This window comes from Pseudonocardia sp. GCM10023141, from assembly GCF_042653605.1.
In genome coordinates this window covers 164,059-187,625 of the sequence record NZ_JBHSIR010000009.1, presented here as the reverse complement: position 1 = coordinate 187,625, position 23,567 = coordinate 164,059, and the positions used below count along the sequence as shown (strand labels likewise).

25 protein-coding genes and 1 pseudogene are annotated in these 23,567 nt (G+C 71.9%); 19 read left to right on the top strand and 7 right to left on the bottom strand.

Annotation, left to right across the window (positions count from 1 at the left end):
- Window positions 1-12: 12 nt before the first annotated feature.
- Entirely contained in the window at window positions 13-198 is a 186-nt protein-coding gene (locus ACFPFQ_RS05730) for a hypothetical protein (RefSeq protein WP_379615486.1), read from the bottom strand.
- Window positions 199-987: 789 nt separating this feature from the next.
- On the opposite strand from ACFPFQ_RS05730, the gene ACFPFQ_RS05725 reads away from it, so the two are divergent.
- Window positions 988-2,172 (top strand): PP2C family protein-serine/threonine phosphatase, encoded by a 1,185-nt coding sequence (locus tag ACFPFQ_RS05725; RefSeq protein WP_379615484.1) that lies wholly within the window; start codon window positions 988-990, stop codon window positions 2,170-2,172.
- 19 nt (window positions 2,173-2,191) lie between these two features.
- Here ACFPFQ_RS05725 and ACFPFQ_RS05720 read toward each other — a convergent pair whose 3' ends face one another.
- The 3 genes from ACFPFQ_RS05720 to ACFPFQ_RS05710 all read right to left on the bottom strand — a co-directional run bounded on the left by ACFPFQ_RS05720 (window position 2,192) and on the right by ACFPFQ_RS05710 (window position 5,296).
- On the bottom strand, window positions 2,192-3,442 hold the full coding sequence (locus tag ACFPFQ_RS05720; protein ID WP_379615482.1) for an acyl-CoA dehydrogenase family protein: 1,251 nt from the start codon (window positions 3,440-3,442) through the stop codon (window positions 2,192-2,194).
- On the bottom strand, window positions 3,442-4,149 hold the full coding sequence (locus ACFPFQ_RS05715; protein ID WP_379615960.1) for an SDR family NAD(P)-dependent oxidoreductase: 708 nt from the start codon (window positions 4,147-4,149) through the stop codon (window positions 3,442-3,444). Before ACFPFQ_RS05715 ends, ACFPFQ_RS05720 begins: the two co-directional genes overlap by 1 nt.
- Window positions 4,150-4,228: 79 nt before the next feature.
- A complete protein-coding gene (locus ACFPFQ_RS05710) occupies window positions 4,229-5,296 on the bottom strand; it encodes a helix-turn-helix domain-containing protein (RefSeq protein ID WP_379615480.1) in 1,068 nt (355 codons plus the stop codon).
- A 491-nt stretch (window positions 5,297-5,787) separates the two neighbouring features.
- On the opposite strand from ACFPFQ_RS05710, the gene ACFPFQ_RS05705 reads away from it, so the two are divergent.
- From ACFPFQ_RS05705 to ACFPFQ_RS05695, 3 genes are read left to right on the top strand one after another with little or no spacing between them, the layout of a single operon-like run.
- The gene (locus ACFPFQ_RS05705) at window positions 5,788-6,543 is read left to right on the top strand and encodes a transporter substrate-binding domain-containing protein (protein ID WP_379615478.1); all 756 of its coding nucleotides are present in this window, start codon (window positions 5,788-5,790) and stop codon (window positions 6,541-6,543) included.
- Complete coding sequence (locus ACFPFQ_RS05700) at window positions 6,544-7,212, top strand: amino acid ABC transporter permease (protein WP_379615476.1); 669 nt, start codon at window positions 6,544-6,546, stop codon at window positions 7,210-7,212. It begins immediately after the preceding gene.
- Window positions 7,209-7,961, top strand: coding sequence for an amino acid ABC transporter ATP-binding protein (locus tag ACFPFQ_RS05695; RefSeq protein WP_379615474.1), 753 nt, complete (start codon window positions 7,209-7,211; stop codon window positions 7,959-7,961). Before ACFPFQ_RS05700 ends, ACFPFQ_RS05695 begins: the two co-directional genes overlap by 4 nt.
- A gap of 12 nt (window positions 7,962-7,973) precedes the next feature.
- Here ACFPFQ_RS05695 and ACFPFQ_RS05690 read toward each other — a convergent pair whose 3' ends face one another.
- Window positions 7,974-8,867 carry a LysR family transcriptional regulator gene (locus ACFPFQ_RS05690; RefSeq protein ID WP_379615472.1) on the bottom strand — a complete coding sequence of 298 codons (894 nt, stop codon included), beginning with the start codon at window positions 8,865-8,867 and terminating at the stop codon, window positions 7,974-7,976.
- Between the two features lie 74 nt (window positions 8,868-8,941).
- Between ACFPFQ_RS05690 and ACFPFQ_RS05685 the strand changes: the two genes are divergently transcribed.
- The 7 genes from ACFPFQ_RS05685 to ACFPFQ_RS05655 all read left to right on the top strand — a co-directional run bounded on the left by ACFPFQ_RS05685 (window position 8,942) and on the right by ACFPFQ_RS05655 (window position 15,395).
- Window positions 8,942-9,484 (top strand): cysteine dioxygenase, encoded by a 543-nt coding sequence (locus ACFPFQ_RS05685; RefSeq protein WP_379615470.1) that lies wholly within the window; start codon window positions 8,942-8,944, stop codon window positions 9,482-9,484.
- A 90-nt stretch (window positions 9,485-9,574) separates the two neighbouring features.
- Window positions 9,575-10,012: a VOC family protein gene (locus ACFPFQ_RS05680; protein ID WP_379615468.1), complete on the top strand. Its 438-nt coding sequence runs from the start codon at window positions 9,575-9,577 to the stop codon at window positions 10,010-10,012.
- A 45-nt stretch (window positions 10,013-10,057) separates the two neighbouring features.
- The gene (locus ACFPFQ_RS05675) at window positions 10,058-10,276 is read left to right on the top strand and encodes a hypothetical protein (RefSeq protein WP_379615466.1); all 219 of its coding nucleotides are present in this window, start codon (window positions 10,058-10,060) and stop codon (window positions 10,274-10,276) included.
- A 271-nt stretch (window positions 10,277-10,547) separates the two neighbouring features.
- Window positions 10,548-11,759 (top strand): PucR family transcriptional regulator, encoded by a 1,212-nt coding sequence (locus ACFPFQ_RS05670; RefSeq protein ID WP_379615464.1) that lies wholly within the window; start codon window positions 10,548-10,550, stop codon window positions 11,757-11,759.
- A 240-nt stretch (window positions 11,760-11,999) separates the two neighbouring features.
- Entirely contained in the window at window positions 12,000-13,025 is a 1,026-nt protein-coding gene (gene pdhA / locus ACFPFQ_RS05665) for a pyruvate dehydrogenase (acetyl-transferring) E1 component subunit alpha (protein WP_379615958.1), read from the top strand.
- Between the two features lie 51 nt (window positions 13,026-13,076).
- Window positions 13,077-14,069, top strand: a complete 993-nt coding sequence (locus ACFPFQ_RS05660; protein WP_379615462.1) for an alpha-ketoacid dehydrogenase subunit beta — start codon at window positions 13,077-13,079, stop codon at window positions 14,067-14,069.
- A 51-nt stretch (window positions 14,070-14,120) separates the two neighbouring features.
- Window positions 14,121-15,395 carry a dihydrolipoamide acetyltransferase family protein gene (locus ACFPFQ_RS05655; protein ID WP_379615461.1) on the top strand — a complete coding sequence of 425 codons (1,275 nt, stop codon included), beginning with the start codon at window positions 14,121-14,123 and terminating at the stop codon, window positions 15,393-15,395.
- Here ACFPFQ_RS05655 and ACFPFQ_RS05650 read toward each other — a convergent pair.
- Window positions 15,355-16,032: pseudogene (locus ACFPFQ_RS05650) on the bottom strand (thiamine pyrophosphate-dependent enzyme); the annotation flags it as partial. The gene ACFPFQ_RS05655 and the pseudogene ACFPFQ_RS05650 overlap by 41 nt on opposite strands.
- 7 nt (window positions 16,033-16,039) lie before the next feature.
- On the opposite strand from ACFPFQ_RS05650, the gene ACFPFQ_RS05645 reads away from it, so the two are divergent.
- Together ACFPFQ_RS05645 and ACFPFQ_RS05640 are read left to right on the top strand one after the other, a co-directional pair.
- Window positions 16,040-16,288: a PLP-dependent transferase gene (locus ACFPFQ_RS05645; RefSeq protein ID WP_379615460.1), complete on the top strand. Its 249-nt coding sequence runs from the start codon at window positions 16,040-16,042 to the stop codon at window positions 16,286-16,288.
- Window positions 16,289-16,342: 54 nt separating this feature from the next.
- Window positions 16,343-16,885 carry a DUF421 domain-containing protein gene (locus tag ACFPFQ_RS05640; RefSeq protein ID WP_379615459.1) on the top strand — a complete coding sequence of 181 codons (543 nt, stop codon included), beginning with the start codon at window positions 16,343-16,345 and terminating at the stop codon, window positions 16,883-16,885.
- Between the two features lie 206 nt (window positions 16,886-17,091).
- Here the strand turns inward: ACFPFQ_RS05640 and ACFPFQ_RS05635 are convergent, their stop codons facing one another.
- Complete coding sequence (locus tag ACFPFQ_RS05635) at window positions 17,092-17,739, bottom strand: maleylpyruvate isomerase family mycothiol-dependent enzyme (protein ID WP_379615457.1); 648 nt, start codon at window positions 17,737-17,739, stop codon at window positions 17,092-17,094.
- 107 nt (window positions 17,740-17,846) lie between these two features.
- On the opposite strand from ACFPFQ_RS05635, the gene ACFPFQ_RS05630 reads away from it, so the two are divergent.
- The 6 genes from ACFPFQ_RS05630 (at window position 17,847) to ACFPFQ_RS05605 (ending at window position 23,512) form a co-directional block, all read left to right on the top strand.
- Complete coding sequence (locus ACFPFQ_RS05630; protein WP_379615456.1) at window positions 17,847-20,708, top strand: helix-turn-helix transcriptional regulator; 2,862 nt, start codon at window positions 17,847-17,849, stop codon at window positions 20,706-20,708.
- 55 nt (window positions 20,709-20,763) lie between these two features.
- Entirely contained in the window at window positions 20,764-21,066 is a 303-nt protein-coding gene (locus tag ACFPFQ_RS05625; protein ID WP_379615454.1) for a hypothetical protein, read from the top strand.
- The gene (locus ACFPFQ_RS05620) at window positions 21,063-21,635 is read left to right on the top strand and encodes a hypothetical protein (protein ID WP_379615452.1); all 573 of its coding nucleotides are present in this window, start codon (window positions 21,063-21,065) and stop codon (window positions 21,633-21,635) included. Before ACFPFQ_RS05625 ends, ACFPFQ_RS05620 begins: the two co-directional genes overlap by 4 nt.
- A gap of 97 nt (window positions 21,636-21,732) precedes the next feature.
- Window positions 21,733-22,086: a hypothetical protein gene (locus ACFPFQ_RS05615; protein ID WP_379615450.1), complete on the top strand. Its 354-nt coding sequence runs from the start codon at window positions 21,733-21,735 to the stop codon at window positions 22,084-22,086.
- Window positions 22,052-22,642, top strand: a complete 591-nt coding sequence (locus tag ACFPFQ_RS05610) for a hypothetical protein (RefSeq protein ID WP_379615448.1) — start codon at window positions 22,052-22,054, stop codon at window positions 22,640-22,642. Before ACFPFQ_RS05615 ends, ACFPFQ_RS05610 begins: the two co-directional genes overlap by 35 nt.
- Window positions 22,643-23,092: 450 nt before the next feature.
- Window positions 23,093-23,512, top strand: coding sequence for a pentapeptide repeat-containing protein (locus ACFPFQ_RS05605; RefSeq protein WP_379615446.1), 420 nt, complete (start codon window positions 23,093-23,095; stop codon window positions 23,510-23,512).
- Window positions 23,513-23,567: the final 55 nt, after the last annotated feature.

Below are 23,567 nucleotides of genomic sequence, written 5' to 3'. Positions count from 1 at the left end.
CGGTGTTCACGCTCACCTGCTCCGGGCGTGTCCTCTCTCGTCCGGGACCTCGGCCGGCACGGCGAGCAGCCCGCGCAGCGCGTTGCCGAGCAGCCGGGCGACGTTGTTGTCGTAGGCGTCGTGCGAGATCGACCCGGTGAAGCAGATCGAGCCGACGCTGAACACCCCGCCGCCGCCGGCATGGCGAAGCAGCGTCATGTCCGAGCGGACGTCGTCGCACCGGGCACCGCCCACACCGGGTCGCGTGGCGAGGCGGTCCTCCCCGACGAGCTGGCAGTAGTCGCTGTGACCGGTCGAGCTCGTCGCCCGAGCCGCCGCTCATGATCAATCCGAAGTCGCCGATCACCTCGCACCACCCGGACCGTCCGGATCGACGATGTCGACGGGGGTTCGCGCCGGCCGTGGCCCGCCGAGCGGGTGATCGACAAGTTCGCTCGTGACTGTGCCGCGGCAGGGGTTCCGGCGCCGGCAGCCGATGCGATCGTCACGGGACTCCTGTCCTCGACCGAGGCTGATCTCCGACCGATTCGGGGAGCGGTGGCGGTGACCTCGCTGCGGTGACCTCGGGGTCGGGTCGGGGCGTGACCGCGCCAACCGCGTAGCCACGGCGCCAACGTTTGGACGTCGGCGCCGTGGCCAACTGGTTGGCGCCGTTGGGTCGGGCCCCGCCGCGCCGTCTCGGTGGTCGGGTCGGGGCGTCACCGCGCCAACCGCGCAGCCACCGCGCCAACGTCTGGACGTCGGCGCCGTGGCGATTTGGTTGGCGCCGTCGGATCGGGCCCCACCGCGCCATCTCGGTGGTCAGGTCAGGGCCTGACCGCGCCAACCCCCTGGGAGCATTCCCTCCGCCGAGCGCGTCGGGGTGGTCGGGGTCGGCGGACCGGGGCGAGCTGTGATGCACTGTGGCGTCGCCCGCGCCTCGGTGACCAGTGGGATCTGTGATCCGTGGATCGGTGGCTCGTCGAGAGGTGACTGATCGTGGATGGCGTGGACGGTCCGGCGGCGCCCCAGCCCGTCCGCGAGCTGTTGGGCGAGCTGTTGGGCGAGCTCGACCTGGCTGCGCCGTACGAGCTGGTCGAGGTGTGCGACGCGTGGCTGCGCCGGCGGGTGGGCGCCCGGTGGAGCAGGTTGTTGCTGGTCGACTACAGCCAGACGATCCTGGAGCCGGTACCGGAGAGCGGATCGGGACCGGGGGAGCGCCACGTCGTGGCCGAGGGCCCGGCCGGGCTCTGCTACCGCGAGCAGCGGGTCGTCGGCAGCACCGGTGCCGAGGGCAGCGATGCGGTGCTGTTCGTGCCGGTGACGATCCGTGCCGAGCGCCTCGGGGTGCTGATGGTCGGTCTGGATCACCCCGTCGGGGGGACGGTCGAGGATCTGTTGACGGACGCGTCGCGGGTGCTGGCCCACGTGCTGGCCAGTGCTCGCCGCTACACCGACCGCTTCGAGATGCTGCGGCGGCGCAAGGATCTGGGCCTGGCCGCGGAGATCCAGTGGGAGCTGCTGCCGGTGCTGGCCTACGAGCTGCCGGCCTTCTCGATCGCCGGCGCGCTGGAACCGGCCTACGACATCGGCGGCGACACCTTCGACTACGCGGTCAGCTCGACCCGCCTGACGATCTCCATCACGGACGCGGTCGGGCACGGCCTGCGCGCGGCGCTGCTGGGCAGCCTGGCGGTCACGGCCATGCGCAACGCCCGGCGCAGCGGCGAGGGGGTGCTGGCGCAGGCGGAGGCGGCGAACCAGCACCTCACCGAGCAGTTCCCGGGTGCGAGCTTCGTGACCGGGCAGCTCATGGAGATCGACGTGGTCAGCGGCGAGGCTGTCGTGATCAACGCGGGCCACCCGGCACCGCTGCTGCTGCGCGGCGGCGTCGTCGAGGAGGTGGAGCTGTCCCCGGAACCTCCGCTGGGCCTCAAGACCGGCCCGGCCTACCGCCTGCAGCGACTGGGCCTGCGCCACGGTGACCGGCTGCTGCTGCTCACCGACGGCATCGCCGAGGCCCACGAGCGCGGATCGCCTGCGTTCGGGCTCGAGCGGGTCGTCGAGCTCCTGCTGGAGCGGCGGCGGCTGCCGCCCGCGGAGTTCGTCCGCCACCTCACCGGCGAGGTGCAGGAGTTCCGGGGCGGCGACCTCTCCGACGACGCGACCGCGGTCTGCCTGGACTGGCACTGACCGTCGACGACGGTTCGGGTCAGAGGTCGGCCATCGTGCACCACGGGTCGTAGCCGGGATCGGCGAGCAGCGCCTGGAGCCGTCGCCTGCGGAAGCCGATGTTCCCGCCACTGAAGAGCGGGTAGGCGAGCACGTCCTGGACCAGGCCCGCGAGCGGGAGGTGGTGGCCGTAGGACTCGACACCGACGACGCGCATGAGGTCGATCAGCGACTGCACCGCCGTCTCCGACCCGAAGATCTTGGCGTGCACGGACAGCTCCTCGGCGCCCGGCGACCCGGCGTCCAGTGCGGCGCAGGCTCGCTGCGTCAGTGCCCGGACCGCCTCGATCCGGGTCTTCACGTCGGCGAGCAGGAACCCCACGCCCTGGTGCTCGATGACCGGCACGCGTCCACCGCGGCGGTCGGTGCGGGCGAACCGCAGCGCGACGTCGAAGGCCGAGCGCATGACCCCTGCCGCGCAGGCGCCGATCAGCGCACCACCGAAGGCCGTGTTGACGATGCGGAGGCCGTCGCCGACCTCGCCCAGCACGTTCGCGTCCGGAACCGGGGAGGCGGTGAGGGTGAAGCGCGGCAGCAGGTGCGCGCGGTGACCGAGCGGGTCGAGCACGTCGGTGATCGTCAACCCCTCGATCGGTGCCGGGAGGATCAGCGCGGCCAGGGAGTTGCGGGGGTCCGGGTCGTCGCCCGCGCGGCAGACCACGATCATCAGGTCCGGTCCCGTTCCGTCCCATCCGGCCGCGTGCGACACCCACTGCTTCTCCCCGTCGACGAGCCAGCCGTCCCCGTGCCGCCGGGCGGTGGTCTGCAGGCCAAGGCGTTCGCCGGTCGAGGTGTCGGGCTCGTCGAGGTTCGCGGTGCCACCGGGTTCGGTGAGTGCCAGCGACGCGATCGGCGTGCCGCTCATGGCGAGGAACGGCGGGAGGAACGCGGCGTGCTGGGCCGGGTTTCCCGCCCGCAGCAGCGGCGTGAGCCCGAGGCCGGTGGAGAACAGGTTGAGCGCGACGCTGGGATCGCCCGCGACCAGCTCCTCCGCGAGCGCGGCGGTGGCCGACGCACCGGTGCCGTCCCCGCCCAACGCCTGCGGGACGAGCCTGCGCAGGAACCCCGCCTCGACCATCTGCTCGTAGAAGGGCCGCGTGGCCCGGTACCGCTCGATCGCGGTCGGCAGCGGATCGGTCACCTCACGGACCCGGCTGAGCACGTCCCCGGCGAACTCGCGGGCCTGTGCCCGCAGGGTCTGTCGGGAGTGGAGCGCCTCCGTCGCCGACATCAGTGGCCCGCGCCCTGGCCACCGTCGACGTGCAGGGTCTCGCCCGTCACGAAGGTGGCGGCCTCGAGGTAGAGCACCGCGTGCACGATCTCGTCGATCTCGCCCATGCGCCCCATCGGGTGCAGTCCGGCGAGGGCTTCGTGGGCCTCGACGGGGTGCATGGGGGTCTTGATGATTCCGGGGGACACGGCGTTCACCCGCACGCCGCTGCCTGCGCACTCGATGGCGAGTGACCGCGTTGCGGCGTCGAGACCGCCCTTGGTCAGCGAGGCGAGTACCGACGGCACCGCACTGAGCGCGTGGTCGACCAGCGAGGTCGTGATCGTCACGACGTGGCCGGAGCCCTGCTCGAGCATCGTCGCGACCACCGGCCGGGTGATGGCGAAGAAGCCGGCCAGGTTGAGCCCGACCATCGCCGCGAAGTCCTCGTCCGTGCACTGGGTGAACGGCTTGGCGAGGAACATCCCGGCGTTGTTGACGAGCGTGTCGATCCGACCGAAGCGTTCCAGCGCCGCCTCGACCACCCGCTCGGCCGTCCGCGGGTCGGTGAGGTCGCCCGCGACGGTGTGCACCTGCGGGTCGTCGGAGGCGGTGCTGGAACGCGAGGTGGCAACGACGGAGAAGCCCTGCTTGCGGTACCCCTCGACGACGCCGGCCCCGATGCCGCGCGATGCGCCGGTGACGATCACGACCTTCGCGGTGCTCATGGTCACGACAGCTCCTTCTGTGCACAGTGGACAGACGTGGGAGGTGAATGCCGCGCCCGAACGGACGCGACGGGGTGGGTCAGCCGGTGGCGGCGGACCGCAGCGGCACGGTCTGCGCGCCACCGGTTCCGAGGAGATGGGGCCGCCCCGGCAGCGGGCGGGGACCGCCGCGCTCCCAGTGCCCCGAGCGGCGGATCTCGCTCGCGGTCATGCCGAACTCGGCCTTCAGTGCCCGGCTCAGGTGCCCGGCGTCGGAGATCCCCCAGCGTGCGGCGATGGCGCCGACAGTGCGCCCGCGCAGCGACTCGTCGGCGAGGTCGCGGCCGATCCGTTCCAGACGCTGCCTGCGGATCCACGCCGACAGCGTCATCCCGGTGGGGGCCAGAACCTTGTGCAGGTACCGCACCGACACGCCGAGCGCCCGCCCGACCGACTCGACGGTGAGCCCCGGATCGGACAGGTGCGACAGGCAGTGGGCGAGCATGCGGTCGGCGAGATCCTCACCAGCGCCCAGCGGGGCGATGTCGACGAGCTCGGCGATGACCAGCGACACGATCGCGTCCGCGAGGTACTCCTTGCTGCTGCTCGCGTCGCCTGCCGAGCAGTCGGTGATCTTCGTGGCGAGCGCGTCGAACAGCGTCCCGACGACGTCGCGGGGGCCGCGATCCGTGCCGACGGCGATCGCGGTCCGCAGGGCGAGGGTGTCGGCGTGCGCTCCCAGCGCGGCGAGCGGGACCGTGACGAGCACCGCCTCGTAGGGTTCCCAGAACGTGACCTCGTAGGGCCTCGACGTGACGTAGTTGACCAGGTCGCCGGGACCGAGCAGGCAGCGCCGCCCGTCCTGCGCGACGGCGGACCGCCCGATCCGCTGCATCGAGACGCTGAGGAACGCGGGATCACCGGCGTGGACGAGATCGGGACCGCGGGTCACGACGCACGGGCTGCCGCTCAGCACCGAGACCCGCACGTCCCCGGCCACCGCGCTGCGCAGGGAGCTGCGGAACGTCCCGTCGGTCAGCGGCCGAACCCGGACCGCCGAGAAGGTCGGGGCGACGAGCGTGGCGAAGCGGTCGCGGTCCATGGTCTCGGCCGCATCGACGAGGTGGGGCACCGGTCGACCGGACGAGGACGGGCGGTACGGGCTCATCCGCCACCTCCCTGGCCTCGCGGGCCGCCTGCCGGCCGCGTGCCTCGACTGTAGGGTGCGCCACCCCCGTCGGGCTGCCATTGCGTGCACTGGTGGCCGCCAGATAGCGCACCACCGGCGAGCCGGCCCGGGCCGGCCGGAACGGTCGTTCGTGCTCGTTCGCGGACCGGATCGGGCGCGCGGTGAGACACGCCAGGGCCGCGTCGGGCTCTGCGCAGATGAGTCACTACGCTCAGAGGCTCCTGAATCGACCTCGGTGGGAGCGAACGTGCGAGCTGGGCATGTCGGACCGGCGACGCCGCCGACGCCGTGGTCCCGCCGGCACGTCGACCTGTGTCGCACCCAGGCCGCGCTCTGTCCGTGACGTCGCGACGCCACGACGTCGGCGACGTTGCGTCGTCCGGACACCGAACCACCCCGGCCCGACCGGTTGAATTCCGCGGTCCGCGCTCCTCAGCGTGCCTTCCGACCGCTACTCGAAGGAGAGATCCGTGCGCCGTACGTTCCTCACCGCAGCCGCCGCGCTGCTGGCCGCCATGTCGATCGTCGGCTGCAGCAGCGGCGCCGACTCCTCCACGCTGCGGGTCGGCACCGAGGGCACCTACAGCCCGTTCAGCTTCCAGGGCGCCGACGGCAAGCTCACCGGCTACGACATCGAGGTCGTCCAGGCCGTCGGCGCGAAGCTGGGCAAGACCGTCGAGTTCACGCAGACGCCCTTCGACTCGATCTTCGCGGGCCTGGAGGCCAAGCGGTTCGACCTGATCGCCAACCAGGTGACGATCAACGATGTGCGCAAGGCCAAGTACGACCTCTCGAAGCCCTACACCGTGTCGGAGGGCGTGATCGTCACCCGCGCCGACAATACCGACATCACGAACCTCGCCGGGCTCAAGGGCAAGACCACCGCCCAGTCGTCGACGAGCAACTGGGCCGACGTCGCCCGCAACGCCGGCGCCAAGGTGGAGGCCGTCGAGGGCTTCGTGCAGGCCGTGCAGCTGCTCAAGCAGAGCCGGGTCGACGCGCTGGTGAACGACACCCTCGCCGTGGGTGAGTACCAGAAGACCACCAACGACAAGGGCATCAAGGTCGCCGGCACCACCGGCGACACCAGCGAGCAGGCGTTCGCGCTCCTCAAGGGCAGCGCGTTGACCGCCCAGATCAACACGGCGCTGGACCAGCTGCGGGCCGACGGCACGCTGAAGACGATCTCGGAGAAGTACTTCGGTTCCGACGTGAGCGGAAAGTAGGTGGACTCGTCCACCTGGGAGCTGATCGCGCGCAACCTGTGGCCGATGCTGAAGGCCACGCTCACCCAGACCATCCCGCTCACGGCCATCAGCTTCGTGCTGGGACTGGTGATCGCGCTCCTCGTGGCGCTGGCCCGGCTGTCGAAGATCCGACCGCTCTCGGCGGTGGCGCGCGTCTACATCTCCCTCATCCGCGGCACGCCGCTGCTGGTGCAGCTGTTCATCGTGTTCTACGCGCTGCCGCAGATCGGGCTCGTGATCGACCCGTTCCCGGCGGCGGTGTTCGCGTTCAGCCTCAACGTCGGCGGCTACGCGGCCGAGGTGATCAGGGCGGCGATCCTGAGCATCCCGAAGGGCCAGTGGGAGGCGTCGGAGACCATCGGGATGGGCTACGCCACCACCCTGCAGCGGGTGATCCTGCCGCAGGCGGCGCGCACGGCCGTGCCGCCGCTGTCGAACACGCTGATATCGCTGGTCAAGGACACGTCGCTGGCCTCGACGATCCTGGTCACCGAGCTGCTACGGGTGGCTCAGCTGGCGGCGGCTCCGACGTTCGACTTCTTCGCGCTCTACGGGGTGGCGGCCGTCTACTACTGGGTGATCTGCCTGATCCTGTCGTCGTTGCAGAACCGGCTCGAAGCCCGACTCGAGAGGTACGTGGCCAGATGACCGACCTGCTGACGGTGCGGGGTGTGCGCAAGGCGTTCGGCGAGCTCGAGGTGCTGCGCGACATCACGTTCGACGTGCCTGCCGGCTCGGTCACCGTGGTGATCGGGCCGTCGGGCTCGGGCAAGACCACGGTGCTGCGCACGCTCAACGCCCTGGATCGGGCCGACGCGGGCGTGATCGGCATCGGTGACGTCTCCGTCGACTTCGGCAAGTCGATCGACCGTGCGACGCTGGCCCGCTTCCGCGCGCAGAGCGGGATGGTGTTCCAGGCGCACAACCTGTTCCCCCACAAGACGGTGCTGCAGAACGTCATCGAGGGCCCGGTGATCGTGCAGAAGCGGCCGAAGGCCGAGGCGATCAAGGACGCGCAGCAACTGCTGGAGCAGGTGGGGCTGGGCGAGAAGGCCGACCAGTACCCCTACCAGCTCTCCGGCGGCCAGCAGCAGCGCGTCGGCATCGCCCGTGCGCTGGCCCTGCGGCCCAAGCTGATGCTCTTCGACGAGCCGACCTCGGCGCTCGACCCGGAGCTCGTCGGGGACGTGCTCCGGGTGATCAAGGACCTGGCCGCGGAGGGCTGGACGATGGTGATCGTCACCCACGAGATCCGGTTCGCGCAGCAGGTTGCCGATCAGGTGCTGTTCATCGAGGCCGGTGTGGTGCTGGAGTCCGGGCCACCGGCGCAGGTGCTGGGCGAGCCGTCGCAGGCGCGTACCAGGCAGTTCCTCCGGCGGATCCTCGACCCGATCTAGTGGCCTGCGCGCTCAGGGGCCGGCGTCGATGACCCGGCCGCGTTCGCGCGCTGCGGCCACCAGCGCGTTCAGCACCGCCGCCGTCGGGGGTGGGTCGGGCGGCTCGCCGTAGGTGGCCGCGTAGATCCGGCGCATCGCACCGGGGATCTCGGTGGCCTCGATGCCGGGATGGCGCTGCGAGGCCAGCGCGAGCCGGGGCAGCACCGCCACCCCGAGCCCGCTCGCGACCAGCGCCTGGATCGTGGCGATGTCGTCGGTCGAGCAGATGATCCGGGGCGCGAAACCGGCCGTGGCGCACAGGTCCACGAGGTTGGCCTGGAACCGCGCGCACCCGGCGATCCAGCGCGCGTCGCGATGGTCGGCGAGCGTGCCGCCTGCCCCGGCCGGCGTGATCAGGCAGGTGGCGTCGTCGCGCAGGTGGGTCAGCCGCACGCCCTCGTCGGGTGGGGTGTCGTCGTAGCGGAACATCAGCGCGATGTCGGCCTCGCCGGTGCGCAGCAGCTCCAGCGCCTCCGGCGGGTGGGTGTCGGTGAGGTGCAGGTCGAGGCCGGGGTGCTCGGCGGCGAGCCGTTCGATCACCGGCGGCATCAGCTCCAGCAGCCCGGACGCGAACGACGCGACGCGGACCGTGCCGGCGCTGAGCCCGACGTGGGCGGCCAGCTCCAGCTGTGCGGTCTCCAACCGGCCGAGGATCTCCTCGGCCCGACCGGCGAGCAGTTGCCCGGCCGCGGTGAGCCGGATCCCGCGCCCGACGCGCTGCACGAGCTGGGCCCCGGTCTCGGCCTCCAGCCGGGCGAGGTGGTGGCTGATCGAGGGCTGCGCGTAGTGCAGGTACCGGGCGGCCGCGGTGACCGAACCCGTCCTGGCGACCGCGCTGAGGACCCGGAGCCGCTGCATGTCCAGCATTCATCAACCGTATCGATGGAACCGCCAGAAATCAGGCATTGGACCTATCTTTCGTGACGGCCCACGCTGGGAGCATGACCACGCAGACCCTCACCCGTACCGGCCTCGACCAGCTGATCGCCACGGTCCGCGCCGCGTTCGACCCCGCGATGGAGCCGGCCGCCGCGGCCAGTGCGGTCGCCGCGTCTCTGCGCGCCGACCTGCCCGCAACCGACCTCCTCACGAGCCGGGAGCGTGCGGGCGAGCCGGCCGCCGCATTCCGGATCCTCCTGCACGCCGAGCCCGCGTTCTCGATCCAGGCGGTCGTGTGGCGTCCCGGCCAGGCGTCCTCGATCCACGACCACCGGGCCTGGTGCGTGCTCGGTGTCCTGCAGGGTGCCGAGGAGGAGACCCGCTACCGCGATCACGGTGACCACCTCACCGTCGTCGGGCACGCGACCAATCCCACCGGCGCGGTGCACGGGTTCGCCCCGCCCGGAGACATCCACAAGGTGGTCAACACCGGCGCCGCCACCACGATCACCCTGCACGTCTACGGCGCCGACCTCGGTGACGGCAGCAGCAGCGTCCTGCGCACGTACACCGCGCCCGTGCTCGACAACCGTGCGGGAGCCTGACGCGGGGTCGACGATGTCGAGAACGACCGGCCGGCTCCGTTCCCCGTGCAGATGCGGCCACCGCGGCCGCACCACACGAAGGAGACCAGCATGACGATCAAGCGCATGGAGAACGTCGGTGTCGTCGTCGAGGACCTCGAGGCCGCCGTCGCGTTCTTCGTCGAACTCGGCATGGAGCTCGAGGGCGAGACGACGGTTGACGGGCAGTGGGCGGCCCGCATCTCCGGATTCGACGAGATCCGGCTCGACGTCGCGATGGTGCGGACCCCGGACGGCCACAGCCGGCTCGAGCTGATGCGGTTCCACACCCCCGCCGCGGTGGGCGCCGCACCGAACGCGCCGGCGAACACCCTGGGCATCCGCCGCATCCTGTTCTCCGTCGACGACATCGACGAGGTACTCGGCCGCCTGCGTGCCCACGGTGCCGAGCTCGTCGGCGGGCTCGAGCAGATCGAGAACAGCTATCGGTTCTGCTACGTCCGGGGGCCCGAGGGCATCATCGTCGCGCTGGCCCAGGAGCTCGGCTGATGCGGCCCGGCGCCGATATTCGAACTGGGGTCAAGGAGCCTACTCATGGGCTCCATGACGGGACGACCGCTCCAGTTCGACGGCGACGCCGCCGTGGATGCCGCGGTGGAGATCTTCTGGCGCAAGGGCTACGCCACCACGACACCCCAGCAGCTCGCCGAGCTGCTCCTCGCGGCCGTCAGGGGGGTGAGCGTGCTCGCCCGCTCGGGTGCGGAGCCGGAGCGGCTGGAGCGCGTTCTCGCCGGTGCGGTCGCGAGTCTCTAGGGGAGCGTGCGTTCGCGACTTCGCACACCGTTGCCCGTGCTCGCAGGGGCTGGAACGTGTGCAACGACCGGCGACGGCATGCGACGTCGGCCTGGCTGGGTGTGCAGGACCGGCAGGCGGAGTCCCTGCGGCGATCGCTGCGCGCCGCCGGGCACGGCTCGAGCGTTCCCCGTGACCGTTCGGCGATGTGACCCGTCCGGTGTCGAGCTGACGGGAGGTGCCGGCACCGCCCGATGACCGGTGGGTCGCGCTGCGCGTACGGTCGCCAGTCATGGAAGCCGCCGGTGCCTCGGCCGCCACGAGCATGACCCGGCCGTTGGCCACGGCATGGCTGGCCGATGTCGAGACGCTGACCGCCCGCCTGATGGCGGCGATCTTCACCGACAATCCGGAGTGGACCGACTACCGCCCGGTGCCGCGCGCCGACCTGCAGGACGGCTGCCGCCGGTACCTGGCCAGGGTGCTGGAGCTCCTCGGCGGGGCCCGGGACATGGACGAGAGCGACGACGTCGCCGAGCAGATCGGACGGCAACGAGCCGATCAGGGGGTTCCGCTGGAGGCGATGCTGCGGACGTTCCGCCTCGGTGGCCGCATCGTCTGGGAGGCGCTGCTGGAACGCGCGGCCGCGGCCCAGGTGGAGCCGCGCGCGGTCGGTGCGGCGGCGACGGCCATGTGGACGGTGGTCGACGGGCTGTCCTCGGCACTGTCCACGTCCTACCGGCGCGCCCAGTCCGAGCAGCTCCGCCGCGACGACCAGCACCGGCACGCGCTGATGGAGGAGGTGCTGGCGGGCCACGCGACGGACGGCGGGTTCGGGCAGCGGATCGCCGATCAGCTGCAGCTCACGATCGGTGGCAGCTACCTGGTGGCGGTCGCCGAGGTCGACGCAGGCGGATCGGCGGCCCTGCACAACCCGCAGACCGCGCTCGCCGCGCTGGGTGTCCGCTCGCTGTGGCACGCCCGCGTCGACAGCCTCGTCGGCCTCGTCCCGCTCGAGGGCCACGATCCGCGGTTCGTGCTCGACCGGCTGCGGGGCGTCGTGCGGGGGAGGGCGGCCGTCGCGACCACGTCACGCGGTCTCGCCGACGTCGGGGTGGCCCACCGGCTGGCTGCTGTCGCCTTGGGCACGATGCCCACGGGCGTCACGGAGCTGGTGCGCATCGAGGATCGCTACGAGCAGTCGCTGCTGCTGATGTCGCCCGCGCTGCGCAGCCGCCTCGTGCACGACTGGCTCGGACCGGTGCTGGCCCTGCCGACCAAGGATGCCGCGCTGCTGCTGGAGACGCTCACTCGCTGGTTGGAGGCCGACCGGTCGGCCGGCGTGGCGGCCGAGCGGCTGTACTGCCACCGCAACACCGTGCTCAACCGGCTGCACCGGATCACCACACTGGTCGGCCGCGACCTGACCGGGCGGCAGGCCTTCGTCGAGCTCTCCCTGGCGCTGTCCGCGCTCGACCTGCCGGCCGACACCCCGTCGCCCTGAACCGGGATTGGGCAGATTGCCCAATCCGGAGGCTCCGGTCTTGGGCGCACCATCATGGTGTCGAGGTCTGCTGCCGACGACCATCGCCACTGTGGCGGGCGCACCGATTGCCCGCTCGCGGAAGCGAGATGCGAAGGAGCAGCCGTGGCGACGCGCACTGCACGACGGGCCGAGCGGGTCACCGCGGCGAACGACGTCGCTGTCTCGGATCCCGGCGCTGGGGACATCGGCGTCGGGGACATCGGCGCTGGGGGTATCGCGGCTGGGGATCCGGCCACCCTGCTGGGCTACTTCCGCCAGATGGCCCTGATCAGGCGCTTCGAGGAACGCGCCGCGCAGGGCTACACCCAGGCGAAGATCGGTGGCTACTGCCACCTGAACCTCGGTGAGGAAGCCACCGTCGTCGGGCTGATGGCGGCACTGCGGCCCGACGACTACCTGTTCACGAACTACCGCGAGCACGGCTACGCCATCGCCAAGGGGATCGAACCCGGGCGCGTGATGGCCGAGCTGTACGGCCGCACCACCGGCACGTCCAAGGGGTGGGGTGGGTCGATGCACATGTTCGACGCCGGCAAGCGGCTGCTCGGCGGGTACGGGATCGTCGGCGGCCAGGTGCCGCTCGCGACCGGTGCGGCACTGGCCATCGACTACCGCGGCGGCGACGAGGTCGTGATGTGCCAGATGGGCGACGGCACCACCAACATCGGCGCCTTCCACGAGTCGCTCAACATCGCGGCGCTCTGGAACCTGCCCATCGTCTACGTCGTGGTCAACAACGGGCTGGGCATGGGCACCACGGTCGAGAAGTCGTCGGCGGAGCCGGAGCTGTACAAACGCGGCTCGGCCTACCGCATGCACGGCGAACGGGTGGACGGCACGGATGTCCTCGCCGTCCGCGATGCGGCGGTCCGACTCGTCGAACGGGCACGGACGCAAGGCAGGCCGGCGTTGCTGGAGACGGTCAGCGGCCGGCTCAAGGGGCACTCCGTCGTCGACCCGGCGCGGTACCGGACCGCGGCCGATGTGGAGGCGGCGCGAGCGGCGGACCCGGTGGCCGGGTTCCGGGCCGCGCTGCTCGCGGCCGGCGTCGCCGATGACGGCGAGCTCACCGCGATCGAGAACGCGGCCCGTGCCGAGGCGGATGCGGCCGTCGCGTTCGCCGACGACAGCCCCCACCCGGACGTGTCGACGCTGTTCGACCACACCTACGCCACGCCGGTCGCGGGCGAGGCGCGTCGCCTGCCGGCCGACCCCCTGTTCTGACGAGCCTCGGCGACCCCCCACTCACACCAGCCTGATCTCAGAGGACATCCCGTGACTGTCATGAGCTACCGCGAGGCCCTGCGCAGCACCCTGCGCGAGGAGCTGATCCGCGACGACGACGTCTTCCTGATCGGGGAGGAGATCGGGGTCTTCGAGGGGTCCTACAAGATCACCGCAGGGCTGCTCCAGGAGTTCGGGGAGAAGCGGGTGCGAGACACCCCCATCGCGGAGGAGGGGTTCGTCGGGGCCGCGATCGGGGCCGCGATGCTGGGCCTGCGCCCGGTCGTGGAGCTCATGACGATCAACTTCTCGCTGGTCGCGATCGACCAGATCGTCAACCACGCGGCGAAGATCTACGGGATGTTCGGCGGCCAGACGAGCGTGCCGATGGTCATCCGGACCCCGGGTGGCGGTGGCCAGCAACTCGGTGCCACCCACTCGCAGAACATCGAGCTCTACTACGCGTTCGTGCCCGGCCTCAAGGTCGTGGCGCCGAGCACCCCCGCCGACGCGAAAGCGCTGCTGCGGGCGGCGATCCGCGACGACGATCCGGTCCTGTTCCTGGAGAACCTGGCCCTCTACAACGTCCGCGGCGAGGTGCCCGACGACCTGCCGCCCGCCGAGATCGGCAAGGCCGCCGTGACGCGTCCCGGCACCGACATCACGATCATCGGGTACTCGCGGATGGCCGCCGTGGCCATGGACGTGGCGCAGGAGCTGGCCGCCGAAGGGATCTCCGCCGAGGTGGTGGACCTGCGCAGCCTGCGCCCCCTCGACCGCGACACCATCGTCGCGTCGGTGCGCCGGACCGGCTGCGCCGTGGTGGCGGAGGACGACTGGCTCACCTACGGCATCGGCGCCGAGATCGCGGCGACCATCTCCGACGGAGCGTTCGACCACCTCGACGCGCCGGTGCGGCGGGTGGCGGCCGCCGAGGTGCCGCTGCCCTACGCCAAGCCACTGGAGAACGCCGCGCTGCCCTCGGCCGACTCCCTGCTGACCGCGGTGCGCGAGACCCTCGCCGCGGTCGGCCGCCGCCGCTGACCCCACCCCGATCGCCTGCCCCGATCGCACCTCACGACACCGAGGACCCCGATGCCCGACATCTCCATGCCCCGCCTCTCCGACACCATGGAGGAGGGCATCATCGCGACCTGGCGCAAGCAGGTGGGCGACCCCGTCGCCGCCGGGGACGTCCTGGTCGAGGTCGAGACCGACAAGGCGATCATGGAGCTGGAGGCCTACGACGACGGCGTGCTGGACGCCATCCTCGTCGGCGAGGGGGAGCGGGTGCCGATCGGCACACCCATCGGCGTGATCGGCGACGGCAGCGGTGGCGCCGTCGGGAGCGCCGCGTCCCCGGACGTGCCGGCGGCGGCGCCGGAGCCGGTTCCCACCACCGTCGCCAGCACAACCGTCGCCGTCGTCGAACCCGCCCCGGCCGGGGCGCCGGCCCCCGCGACTCGACCGCCGGCGTCGCCGCTGGCTCGTCGCATCGCCCGCGAGCGTGGCGTCGATCTCGCGACGGTGACCGGGTCCGGTCCGAACGGGCGCATCATCAGGGTCGACATCGAGTCGGCCCAGCCCAGCGCAAGTCCCGACCCGGTTCCGGCGGCTGCCCCGCCCGTCCCGCCTGTCCCGGCCCCACCCGTCCCGGTGGCGCCACCGTCCTCCGATGGAGACTTCGTGGCGGTTCCGCTGACGGGGATGCAGCGCGTCGCCGCCGCGCGCCTGACGCAGAGCAAGCGGGACGCGCCGCACTTCTACCTGACCAGCGCCGTCGACGTGACCGACCTCGTCGCGTTCCGCGCAACGCTCAACGCCGATCTGGCCGCCTCCGACGGGCCCCGGGTGAGCATGAACGACCTCGTGGTGAAGGCCGTGGCCACGGCGCTGCGCGTCGAGCCCGCGGTGAACGTGTCCTTCGCGGGTGACGCGGTGCACCACCACCGCAAGGTCAACGTCGGTGTGGCCGTCGCGGTGCCCGGCGGGCTGCTGGTGCCGGTCGTGCACGACGCCGACCGCAAGAGCCTCTCCCGGATCGCGACCGAGAGCCGCGAGCTCTCCGGCCGGGCCCGCGCCGGCAAGCTCCGCCCGGACGAGATGAGCGGCGGCACGTTCACCGTCTCCAACCTGGGCATGTTCGGGGTCGAGCAGTTCGCAGCCGTGATCAACCCGCCGGAGGCCGCGATCCTCGCCGTCGGTGCGGCCACCGAGGAGGTGCGACCGCGAGACGGGGAGCTCGTCGTGCGCTCGATCCTGCGCATCACGCTCTCGTGCGACCACCGTGCGGTGGACGGGGCCACCGGCGCCGGCTTCCTCAAGGCCCTCACCGGGCTGCTGGAGCACCCCCTGCGCATCGTCGTCTGAGCGGGCACCACCGGCCCTCGGCGCCCTCGAACAGCGGCCGGATGTCGTGGGCCGCCATGATCTCGTCGTTGCTCGTCCCCGCGGCGACCATCGGCCACACCTGGGCGTCGGCCGCGACGATGAAGTCGATCACGACCGGCAGGTCGTTGATCTCCATGGCCTGCCGGATCACCCGCTCGACATCGTCTTCGGACTCGGCGCGCAGCCCCACGCAGCCCGTGGCTTCGGCCAGCATCTTGAAGTCGGGGATGCGGTGCTCGTGGGTGCCGAGCTCGCTGTGGGCGTAGCGCTCCGCGTAGAAGAGGGCCTGCCACTGGCGGATCATGCCGAGATTGCCGTTGTTGATGATCGCGACCTTGATGGGGATGCCCTCGAGCGCGCACGTGGCGAGCTCCTGGTTGGTCATCTGGCAGCAGCCGTCGCCGTCGATCGCCCACACCACGGCGTCGGGATGGCCGACCTTGGCGCCCATCGCGGCCGGCACCGCGTAGCCCATCGTGCCCAGGCCGCCGGAGTTGAGCCAGGTACGGGGATTCTCGTACCGGACGAACTGCGCCGCCCACATCTGGTGCTGGCCGACGCCTGCGACGTAGACAGCCTCGGGTCCGGCGATCGCGCCGATGCGCTCGATCACATGTCCGGCCGTGGACGAGTTGATCTGCCGGCTCGGGACGGCCATCCCGCTCTCACCGAGCCTCGCCGACGTCGCCACGACCCTGGTCCATCCGGCCACGACCACGCACCGTTCGCTGCCGCCGGCAGAGCTCGCGGCGCTGGGCATCGGGGAGGGGCTGGTCCGGCTGTCGGTCGGCATCGAGGAGCCCGCGGACCTCGTGGCCGAGCTTCGCGCCGCACTGGATGACGAGGGTCGCGCGGCATCGATCACCTCGTGAGACCCGTGCCACTCGGGGGGCGATCCTCGACGGAGGGGCCAGCAGAATCAACCGATGACCGGTTGGGACCAGCTCATCACGGACCCTGCGACCGCTCTCCACGTCGCCGTCGCCACGGTGGGGATCTCGCTCGCCCTGCTCGTTCTGGTCCGGGTCAGTGGTCAGCGCGGCCTGGCGGCGATGTCGGGCACGGATGTGGCGTGCGTGATCGCGCTCGGCGCGGTGGTGGGCCGGACGGCACTGCTGGAGGTGCCCACCCTGGTCACCGGGGTGATCGCGCTGACCGTCCTGTTCGGTATGCAGCGCTTGTTGGCGGTGCTGGGACGGATTCCGGCGTGGGGGCGGGTGCTGTCGCGGCGCCCGACGGTGTTGATGCGCGATGGCCGGCTCTGCGATGACGCCTTGCGGCGTTCGCGGGTGAGTGAGAACGACCTGCGGCAGCAACTGCGGCTGGCGGGGATCTCGCATCGTGAGCAGGTGCGGTTGGCCGTGCTGGAGCGCACCGGGCAGATCAGCGTCCTGCGTTCGGGGGCCGAGCCGGAACGGTGGCTGCTGAGCGACCTCGACGACAGCGGATCGAGGACACCGCACGGTTGACGGGTGGCGTCCGCCCGAGCCAGGTGCACATGGATCCTTGTGGCTGTCTTGGGGCGTGCGTGGGCGGCCTCATGGAACCTTGTGGCTGTCTGGAGGCGTCTGCGAGCGGCCACCTGGAACCTTGTGGCTGCCTGATCCGCCCGAGCGCGGCGGGGCACCTCGGCGCTGCTGAACGACCGGCCGCCGCCGCCCGTCAGCGCCGCCCGTCAGCGACCGATCCGGGCGCGCAGCTGTGCCGCACCGGGGCCGGTCAGCTCGTCGTGAGCCACGGGCCGTCCGGTGATCACCATCAGCAGTGCCTCGGCGGTGCCGCGTACCTCCGCTCCGCTGCCGTGTGTCCAGTCCAGGTCGTCGGCGACGAGCCGCAGGTCCCGGACGGTCCTGCGGGGGCTGCGGGCGAACACGATGTCGAGCGGTGGGCCGGTCGAGGCCATCAGGTCCGCGGTCGCCCGGAAGGCCGGTGGCGACATGGCGCGTGATCGGGCCAGGGGGCGTCGGATGTCCAGGTTGTGGCAGACGATGTCGGCGAGGACGTGGGTGTCGGTGATGATGGGGGAGTGGCTGCGGTCGTGCTCGCGTTCGCGCAGGCCCGTGATCATCTCGGCGGTCGGGCGGCGGCCCCAGCGCCGCGCCGTCGCCGCGGTCACGTGGTTGATCCGGAATCCACCCTTGAGCATCTCGAGCATGGCCTGCGACCAGGGCTGGCCCGGGCCCCAGACGATGTGTGCCACCACGTCGCGCACGGCCCAGCCCGGGCACAGCGACGGGACGTCCCAGTCTGCGGGTGCGAGCGTCTCGAGGAAGTCGGCCAGCTCCCGCCGTTCTGCCGCGATCTGCGACCAGACATCGACCATGGGCGGAGTGTGGCAGCCGCGCGGCGGTCCGACACGGGTAGCGGACTACTCGCGCCCGTTCTGCCACTGTCTGATGTGGTGATCTCGGGGACGTTCGAGGGGGCTCGATGCGGCGGGTGGAGCTGGTCGGTCGGGAACGGGAGTTCGCGGCACTGGTCACGGCGGCCGAGTCCGCCGAGGCTGGGACGCCGGGGGTGGTGCTGTGCTCGGGGGAGCCCGGGATCGGCAAGACACGGCTCGCGGAGGAGCTCGGGGCGTTCGCCGCACGCCGGGATCTGCCCATGGTGTGGGGCCGGGCTGCCGAGGTGGACGGCGCGTCGCCGTTCTGGCCGTGGCGGCAGGTGGTGCGGGCGATCGCCGCCCTGGATCAGGCCGCACCGAGGATTCCCGAGATCGCCGCCGACCTCGCCCTGATCGCGCCCGAGGCGTTTCCGGGCGTGGTGCCGACGCGGGCCCGCCACGCCGACGCCGGGCAACGCTTCCGGCTCTTCGCCGCGGTGGCGCGGTTCGTCCGCGCAGCGTCGCAGCACCGCGGCCTGGTCGTGGTGCTCGACGACGTGCACCGTGCCGACGAGCCGTCCGTCCTGCTGCTGCGCCACCTGGTCCGCGATCTGGAACCGAGCCGGTTGCTGCTCCTGATCACCTGTCGCAGCACCGACCCCACGTACGCATCGGTCGTCACCGAGCTGGTGCGCGAGCCGGCGACCTCACACATCGAGCTCCACGGGCTCAGCGGCGACGGGGTCGCGCGCCAGCTCGCGGCGATCACGGGTTCGCCGGTGTCGCCCGAGGCAGCGGCGGGCGTGCACGCGTTGACCGGCGGCAACCCGTTCTTCGTGGCGGAGGTGGCGCTCGTGCCGGACGCCCGGCCCGTGCCGGTCGGCGTCCGCGAGGCGATCGTGGCCCGGCTGGGTCGGCTGTCGCCGCGGGCCCGCCACCAGGTCCGGGTGGCATCGGTGGTGGGTCGCGAGTTCTCCGTCGCCGTGGTCGCGGCCGCGATCGGCCAGCCGATCATGAGCTGCCTCGCCCCGATGGACGAGGCGATCGCGGCCGGGCTGGTCGAAGCCGCGCCTGCGGCGGGCGAGCTGCGTTTCGTCCACGTGCTGGTGCGGGACGCGATCGAGTCGGCGCTGCCGGGCGACGAGCGGACGCGACAGCACCGGGCCGTGGCGGAGGCGCTCGCGGAGCTCCATGGCGATCGGCTCGCGCCGCACCTGTCCGACCTGGCCTGGCACTGGTCGGTGGCCGCCGTGGCGGGACAACGGCTGGTCGCGGCCGGATGGGCCGAACGGGCCGCGGTGGACGCCGGGCACCGGCTCGCCTTCGAGGAAGGGGCCCGGCTGCACCGGCTCGCACTCGACACCGGCGCCCACGAGCTCGACGATCTTCACCGCTGCCGCCTGCTGCTCGCGCTGGCCCACGACCTGCAGCGTTCCTCGGAACTGGACCAGGCGCGCGCCGCCGCCGACGAGGCAGCCGCACTGGCCAGCAGCCTCGGCGCCGTCGACCTGCTCGCTGAGGCGGCGCTGGTCATCCCCTGCGTGATGGTGTTGAGCTGGGAACGCGCTCAGCGCGTCCTGTGCCTCGACGCGCTGGCGGCCCTGGACGGCAGCACGACGGCGCTGCGTGCGCGGGTGCTGTCCCGGTTCGCCGAGACCGGCATGTACGTCGACGATCTCCCCGGCGCATCCACGGCGAGCGCGGAAGCCCTCGATGTGGCCGAGCGCTGTGCCGACCCCGCAGCGCTCGTGGCTGCACTCCATGTGCGGGCGCTCGTGCGCTGCGGACCCGACGCCGTCGAGGAGCGCGCGACGCTGGCCGACAGGCTGCTGCACATCGGCCGCGAGCAGCGGGATCCGTCGATCGAGCTGGTCGGCCACCGCTGGGTCATCGATGTGGCCTTCGCTCGCGGTGACCTGGCCGGAGTCGCCGCCGAGCTGGAGCAGCTGGTGTGGTGCGTCGACACGTTGGGCGACCCCGTCGCCCGGTGGTGGCTGCAGCTCTACCGCGCCACCCTGGCCCAGGCCCGCGGCGACTTCCCCGCCGCGAACCGGCACCTCGCCGCCGCAGCCGCCACGATCGCCCCGGTCGGGCACCCGTCCGCGAGGCCCATCCACATGTCGTTGCGCCTGGGCGTGGACCATCACATCGGCACCGACCTCGATGCGGAGCACGTCCAGGCCTGCCTGCGCCCGGGACCGAGCTCGACCGTGCCCGGCCACGCGTTCCGGATCATGGACCTGCTGGGCCCGGCCGCGGTGCTCGTCGACGCCGGGTTCATCGAGGAGGCTGCCGCGAAGTTCCGCGCGCTCGGTCCCGTCCCCACGTGGCAGATACCGCCCTACCACCAGCTGGCGCTGCTCGGGTTCGGGGTGAACGTCGGGATCCGGGTGGGCGCGGACGACGCCGTCGCGGCCCTGCGCACCCTGCTCAGCGAGCACCGTGGCCAGCACGCGATCTCCGGCAAGGACGTGACCAACTACGGAGGGCCGATCGAGCTGCACCTCGGCCGCGCCGCGGCCCATCTCGGCGATCTCGACGCCGCCGTGGCCGACCTCGACGCCGCAGCCGGCATCTGTGCCGCCATCGGCGCCGCGGGCTTCGCCGTGGAGGCCGGATGTGAGCTCGCGAGCGTGCTGGCCCGTCGGGGTCGCCCCGCTGACAAGCCGCGGGCCCGCCTGCTGGTGGCCCGCTGCCTGCCCGAAGCCGAGGTCCTCGGCATGGTGCCGTTCCGCGAGCGGCTCGCCGGGCTGGCGACGCAGCTCGGCGCCCGCGCCGGATCGTCGCCACTGACCCGCCGCGAGGACCAGGTCGCGGCCTGCGTGGCCCGCGGGCTGACCAACCGCGAGATCGCCGCCGAGCTCTTCGTCTCCGAGCGGACGGCCGAGAGCCACGTGCAGCACATCCTCACCAAGCTCGGGTTCGCCAACCGCAGCCAGATCGCCGGCTGGGCAGCCCGACGTCCGTAGTCGTGGCAGTACTTTCCGCGATGGCTCGCCGCCTCGGGATTCCTACCGTCAGACCATGCCCTACACCACGATCACCCAGTACCCCGGCAGCGCCACCGGCCTGCTGACCGCCGTCGCCACCGTGCTCGGTGACGACCCACCGGACGGCCTGCTCGCTCGCGCGGTCGGGAGCACCGACGCGGGCCTGCACACCGTCGAGGTGTGGCAGTCCCAGGTACAGCACGACCGGTTCGTCGCCGAGTGCCTGTACCCGGCGTGCCAGCGGCTCGGCCACCGGTTCGGCGACCAGCAGATCCACGTCGCGTTCGAGGCCACCGACCTGTTCCTCGCCGACCCCACCACCCGGGAGACGTCATGACCGCCATCGGGACCAGCGCACCGCACCGCTTCGTCTTCGCCGCCGGCATCTGCGGCGCGGCGGGTGGCCTGGTGTTCCTCGTGCTCGGCCTCACCGCCCCGCTGTTCCCGACGGTGACCAGCGGGTTCGACCCCTGGATGGCCCTGGCCACGGGTGGCCTGGTGCTCATCGTCATCGGGCTGCTCGGGCTGGCCCGCTCCGCACTGGCCGGAGCCGGCGTGCTCGCCCGGTGCGGCTCGGTGGCGGCGGTTGTGGGGATGGCGGGTTTCGCCGTGGCACACGCCCTCGCCGCCCTGGACGCCACGCAGTCGGACTCACCGCTGTTCCGCATCGAGGTGCTCGGCTCGCTGGGACTGTTGCTCACCGGCGTCGCGGTGCTGCGCGCCGGCCGCTGGCCTGGGTGGGGGCGGTTCACGCCGTTGGCGTGCGGGCTCTACCCGTTCGTCATCCTGATCCCCGCCTTCGCGATCTTCGGGGAGCCGAACTTCCCCGCGATCGCCGGCTTCGGCGTCCCGCTGATCCTGCTCGGCGTCGCGCTGGCCGGAGCGCCGGGCACACCCCGACTCTGAATGGCAGGAAGGCCACCTTCCCGCAAGAGTCTTGCGGGAAGGTGGCTGTGGCCTTCCTGCAACTCCGCCAGGGTGACCACCGAGGACGAGCAGGCACATGACCGAGCACGACGTCACTCCCGAGGCCGCGCTCGACCTCATCGGTGTCGCCTTCGACGGTTCGGGGCGCGCTCGCGGGCAGGCGGAGGCCGCCACCGCGCTTCGCGACGCCGGCCTTGCGGAGGCTGTCCCACAGGGGATCGTGGGCCCGGACAGCACCACCTCGACGCCCAGTGCGACGTGGGGCCCCGGCGGGTTCCTCAACGAGCGCGCCCTGCTGGCGATGGCAGCGGCTGTGCACGCGCGCGTTCGGGATGTGGTGGGCGAGAGTCGGTTCCCGGTGCGCTACGGCGCCGACTGCGCCGTGCTGCTCGGACATGGAGGTCGCGCTCCTGCTCGGCCTGACCGGTGACGGTTCGCCAGAACCGTTGGGTCGCCGACTGCCTGCGCTCGATCCGGACGCGATCGTCCTGCTCGGCCAGCGCGATGACGGTTTCCGTGCGGCGATCGGAGCCCCGTCGATCGCCGGGCGCGTGAGCCTGCACCCCGCCGAATCAATGCACGCACATCCGCACGAGATCGCTCTCCGCGCCACCGAGCAACTTTCGCGCCACAGTCCCGCATGGTGGCTGCACATCGATCTCGACGTCCTTCGCGGCGATCAGTTCCCCGCCTGTGCGTCGGCGAACGATCCGGCGATGCCGGGGGGTCTGAGTTGGGCCGAGCTGGCCGTCATCGTGAAGATGGCGCTGCAGGCGCCACGATGTCGGGGAATGAGCTTCGGCGTCTACAACACCGATCTGGATCCGGACGGAGATGCCGCTCGGAGCATTGTCGGATTCCTGGCCGAAATCGGACCGAGCTCGGCCGCCGCTGCCACGCGCCGCGCAGATGGTCGAGCAGCCGCAGCCGGCGGGCGGCCTGCCGGTCGTGTGACCCCGGTGTCGGCAAGATCCAGTTCTGGTTGACACGGCCCGGCGGGCTGCCGTAGCTTCGATCACGGTCCGGTTCGATCGTTGCTGTCGCTCGCAACGGTCGCTCGGCCACCTGGCTGGGCGTGTAGACCACCGTCCGGCTCGCGGGTCGCAGCCTCGTGCGCGACGTGCCCTCTCCTGAGCCTTGTCGCGACCTCTGACGGGACGTCTTCCGCATGCACGCACACCTGCACCATGACGAGGCCCCGGGCCTCGCCGTGCGTGCTGTGCGGCTGCGGTCGTCCGCTCTGGATCGGGCGCTGCTGCTCGCGCGGTGGCTGCTCGGCACCGCGGTGGGGGTCGTGGTGCTGTGGTTCGGTGCGGCGGTCCTGGCCACTCCGGCTTCGGCCGCGGTGCCGGTGACCACCGTTTCGCAGGGCGCCCCGAAGGGCGGAAAAGAGACGCCTTCGGGAAAGCCCACCCCGAAGCCCGCACCGAAGCCCGATGCGACGAAGAAAGCAGAACCGAAGCCGGCGGCAAAACCAGCGGCGAAGCCGGCGCCGGCAAAGCCGACGGCGAGCAAGCCGTTGGCTGCGAAGCCCGCCGCGCCGAAGCCCGATCCCAAGAAGCCGGTCGCGACGAAGCCGGTTGCGACGAAGCCGGTTGCGACGAAGCCGGTTGCGACGAAGCCGGTTGCGACGAAGCCGGTTGCGACGAAGCCGGTTGCGACGAAGCCGGTCGCGACGAAGCCGGTTGCGACGAAGCCGGTTGCGACGAAGCCGGTCGCGACGAAGCCGGTTGCGACGAAGCCGGTTGCGACGAAGCCGGTCGCGACGAAGCCGGTCGCGACGAAGCCCGTTGCGACGAAGCCGGTTGCGACGAAGCCGGTCGCGACGAAGCCGGCGGCCGCAAAGCCGGTCGTGAAGAAGCCCGCAGCCCCCAAGCCGGCGGACAAGCCTCACACGTTGCCGGCGATCAA

Excerpts from the sequence above, each read along its gene's own strand:
- ACFPFQ_RS05730 (WP_379615486.1), bottom strand. The coding sequence starts at position 198 with ATGACGCTGCTTCGCCATGCCGGCGGCGGCGGGGTGTTCAGCGTCGGC.
- ACFPFQ_RS05720 (WP_379615482.1), bottom strand. The coding sequence starts at position 3,442 with ATGTCGGCGACGGAGGCGCTCCACTCCCGACAGACCCTGCGGGCACAG.
- ACFPFQ_RS05715 (WP_379615960.1), bottom strand. The coding sequence starts at position 4,149 with ATGAGCACCGCGAAGGTCGTGATCGTCACCGGCGCATCGCGCGGCATC.
- ACFPFQ_RS05710 (WP_379615480.1), bottom strand. The coding sequence starts at position 5,296 with ATGAGCCCGTACCGCCCGTCCTCGTCCGGTCGACCGGTGCCCCACCTC.
- ACFPFQ_RS05695 (WP_379615474.1), top strand. The coding sequence starts at position 7,209 with ATGACCGACCTGCTGACGGTGCGGGGTGTGCGCAAGGCGTTCGGCGAG.
- ACFPFQ_RS05690 (WP_379615472.1), bottom strand. The coding sequence starts at position 8,867 with ATGCTGGACATGCAGCGGCTCCGGGTCCTCAGCGCGGTCGCCAGGACG.
- ACFPFQ_RS05685 (WP_379615470.1), top strand. The coding sequence starts at position 8,942 with ATGACCACGCAGACCCTCACCCGTACCGGCCTCGACCAGCTGATCGCC.
- ACFPFQ_RS05680 (WP_379615468.1), top strand. The coding sequence starts at position 9,575 with ATGACGATCAAGCGCATGGAGAACGTCGGTGTCGTCGTCGAGGACCTC.
- ACFPFQ_RS05675 (WP_379615466.1), top strand. The coding sequence starts at position 10,058 with ATGGGCTCCATGACGGGACGACCGCTCCAGTTCGACGGCGACGCCGCC.
- ACFPFQ_RS05670 (WP_379615464.1), top strand. The coding sequence starts at position 10,548 with ATGGAAGCCGCCGGTGCCTCGGCCGCCACGAGCATGACCCGGCCGTTG.
- ACFPFQ_RS05655 (WP_379615461.1), top strand. The coding sequence starts at position 14,121 with ATGCCCGACATCTCCATGCCCCGCCTCTCCGACACCATGGAGGAGGGC.
- ACFPFQ_RS05640 (WP_379615459.1), top strand. The coding sequence starts at position 16,343 with ATGACCGGTTGGGACCAGCTCATCACGGACCCTGCGACCGCTCTCCAC.
- ACFPFQ_RS05635 (WP_379615457.1), bottom strand. The coding sequence starts at position 17,739 with ATGGTCGATGTCTGGTCGCAGATCGCGGCAGAACGGCGGGAGCTGGCC.
- ACFPFQ_RS05630 (WP_379615456.1), top strand. The coding sequence starts at position 17,847 with ATGCGGCGGGTGGAGCTGGTCGGTCGGGAACGGGAGTTCGCGGCACTG.
- ACFPFQ_RS05625 (WP_379615454.1), top strand. The coding sequence starts at position 20,764 with ATGCCCTACACCACGATCACCCAGTACCCCGGCAGCGCCACCGGCCTG.
- ACFPFQ_RS05620 (WP_379615452.1), top strand. The coding sequence starts at position 21,063 with ATGACCGCCATCGGGACCAGCGCACCGCACCGCTTCGTCTTCGCCGCC.
- ACFPFQ_RS05615 (WP_379615450.1), top strand. The coding sequence starts at position 21,733 with ATGACCGAGCACGACGTCACTCCCGAGGCCGCGCTCGACCTCATCGGT.
- ACFPFQ_RS05610 (WP_379615448.1), top strand. The coding sequence starts at position 22,052 with ATGGAGGTCGCGCTCCTGCTCGGCCTGACCGGTGACGGTTCGCCAGAA.
- ACFPFQ_RS05605 (WP_379615446.1), top strand. The coding sequence starts at position 23,093 with ATGCGACGAAGAAAGCAGAACCGAAGCCGGCGGCAAAACCAGCGGCGA.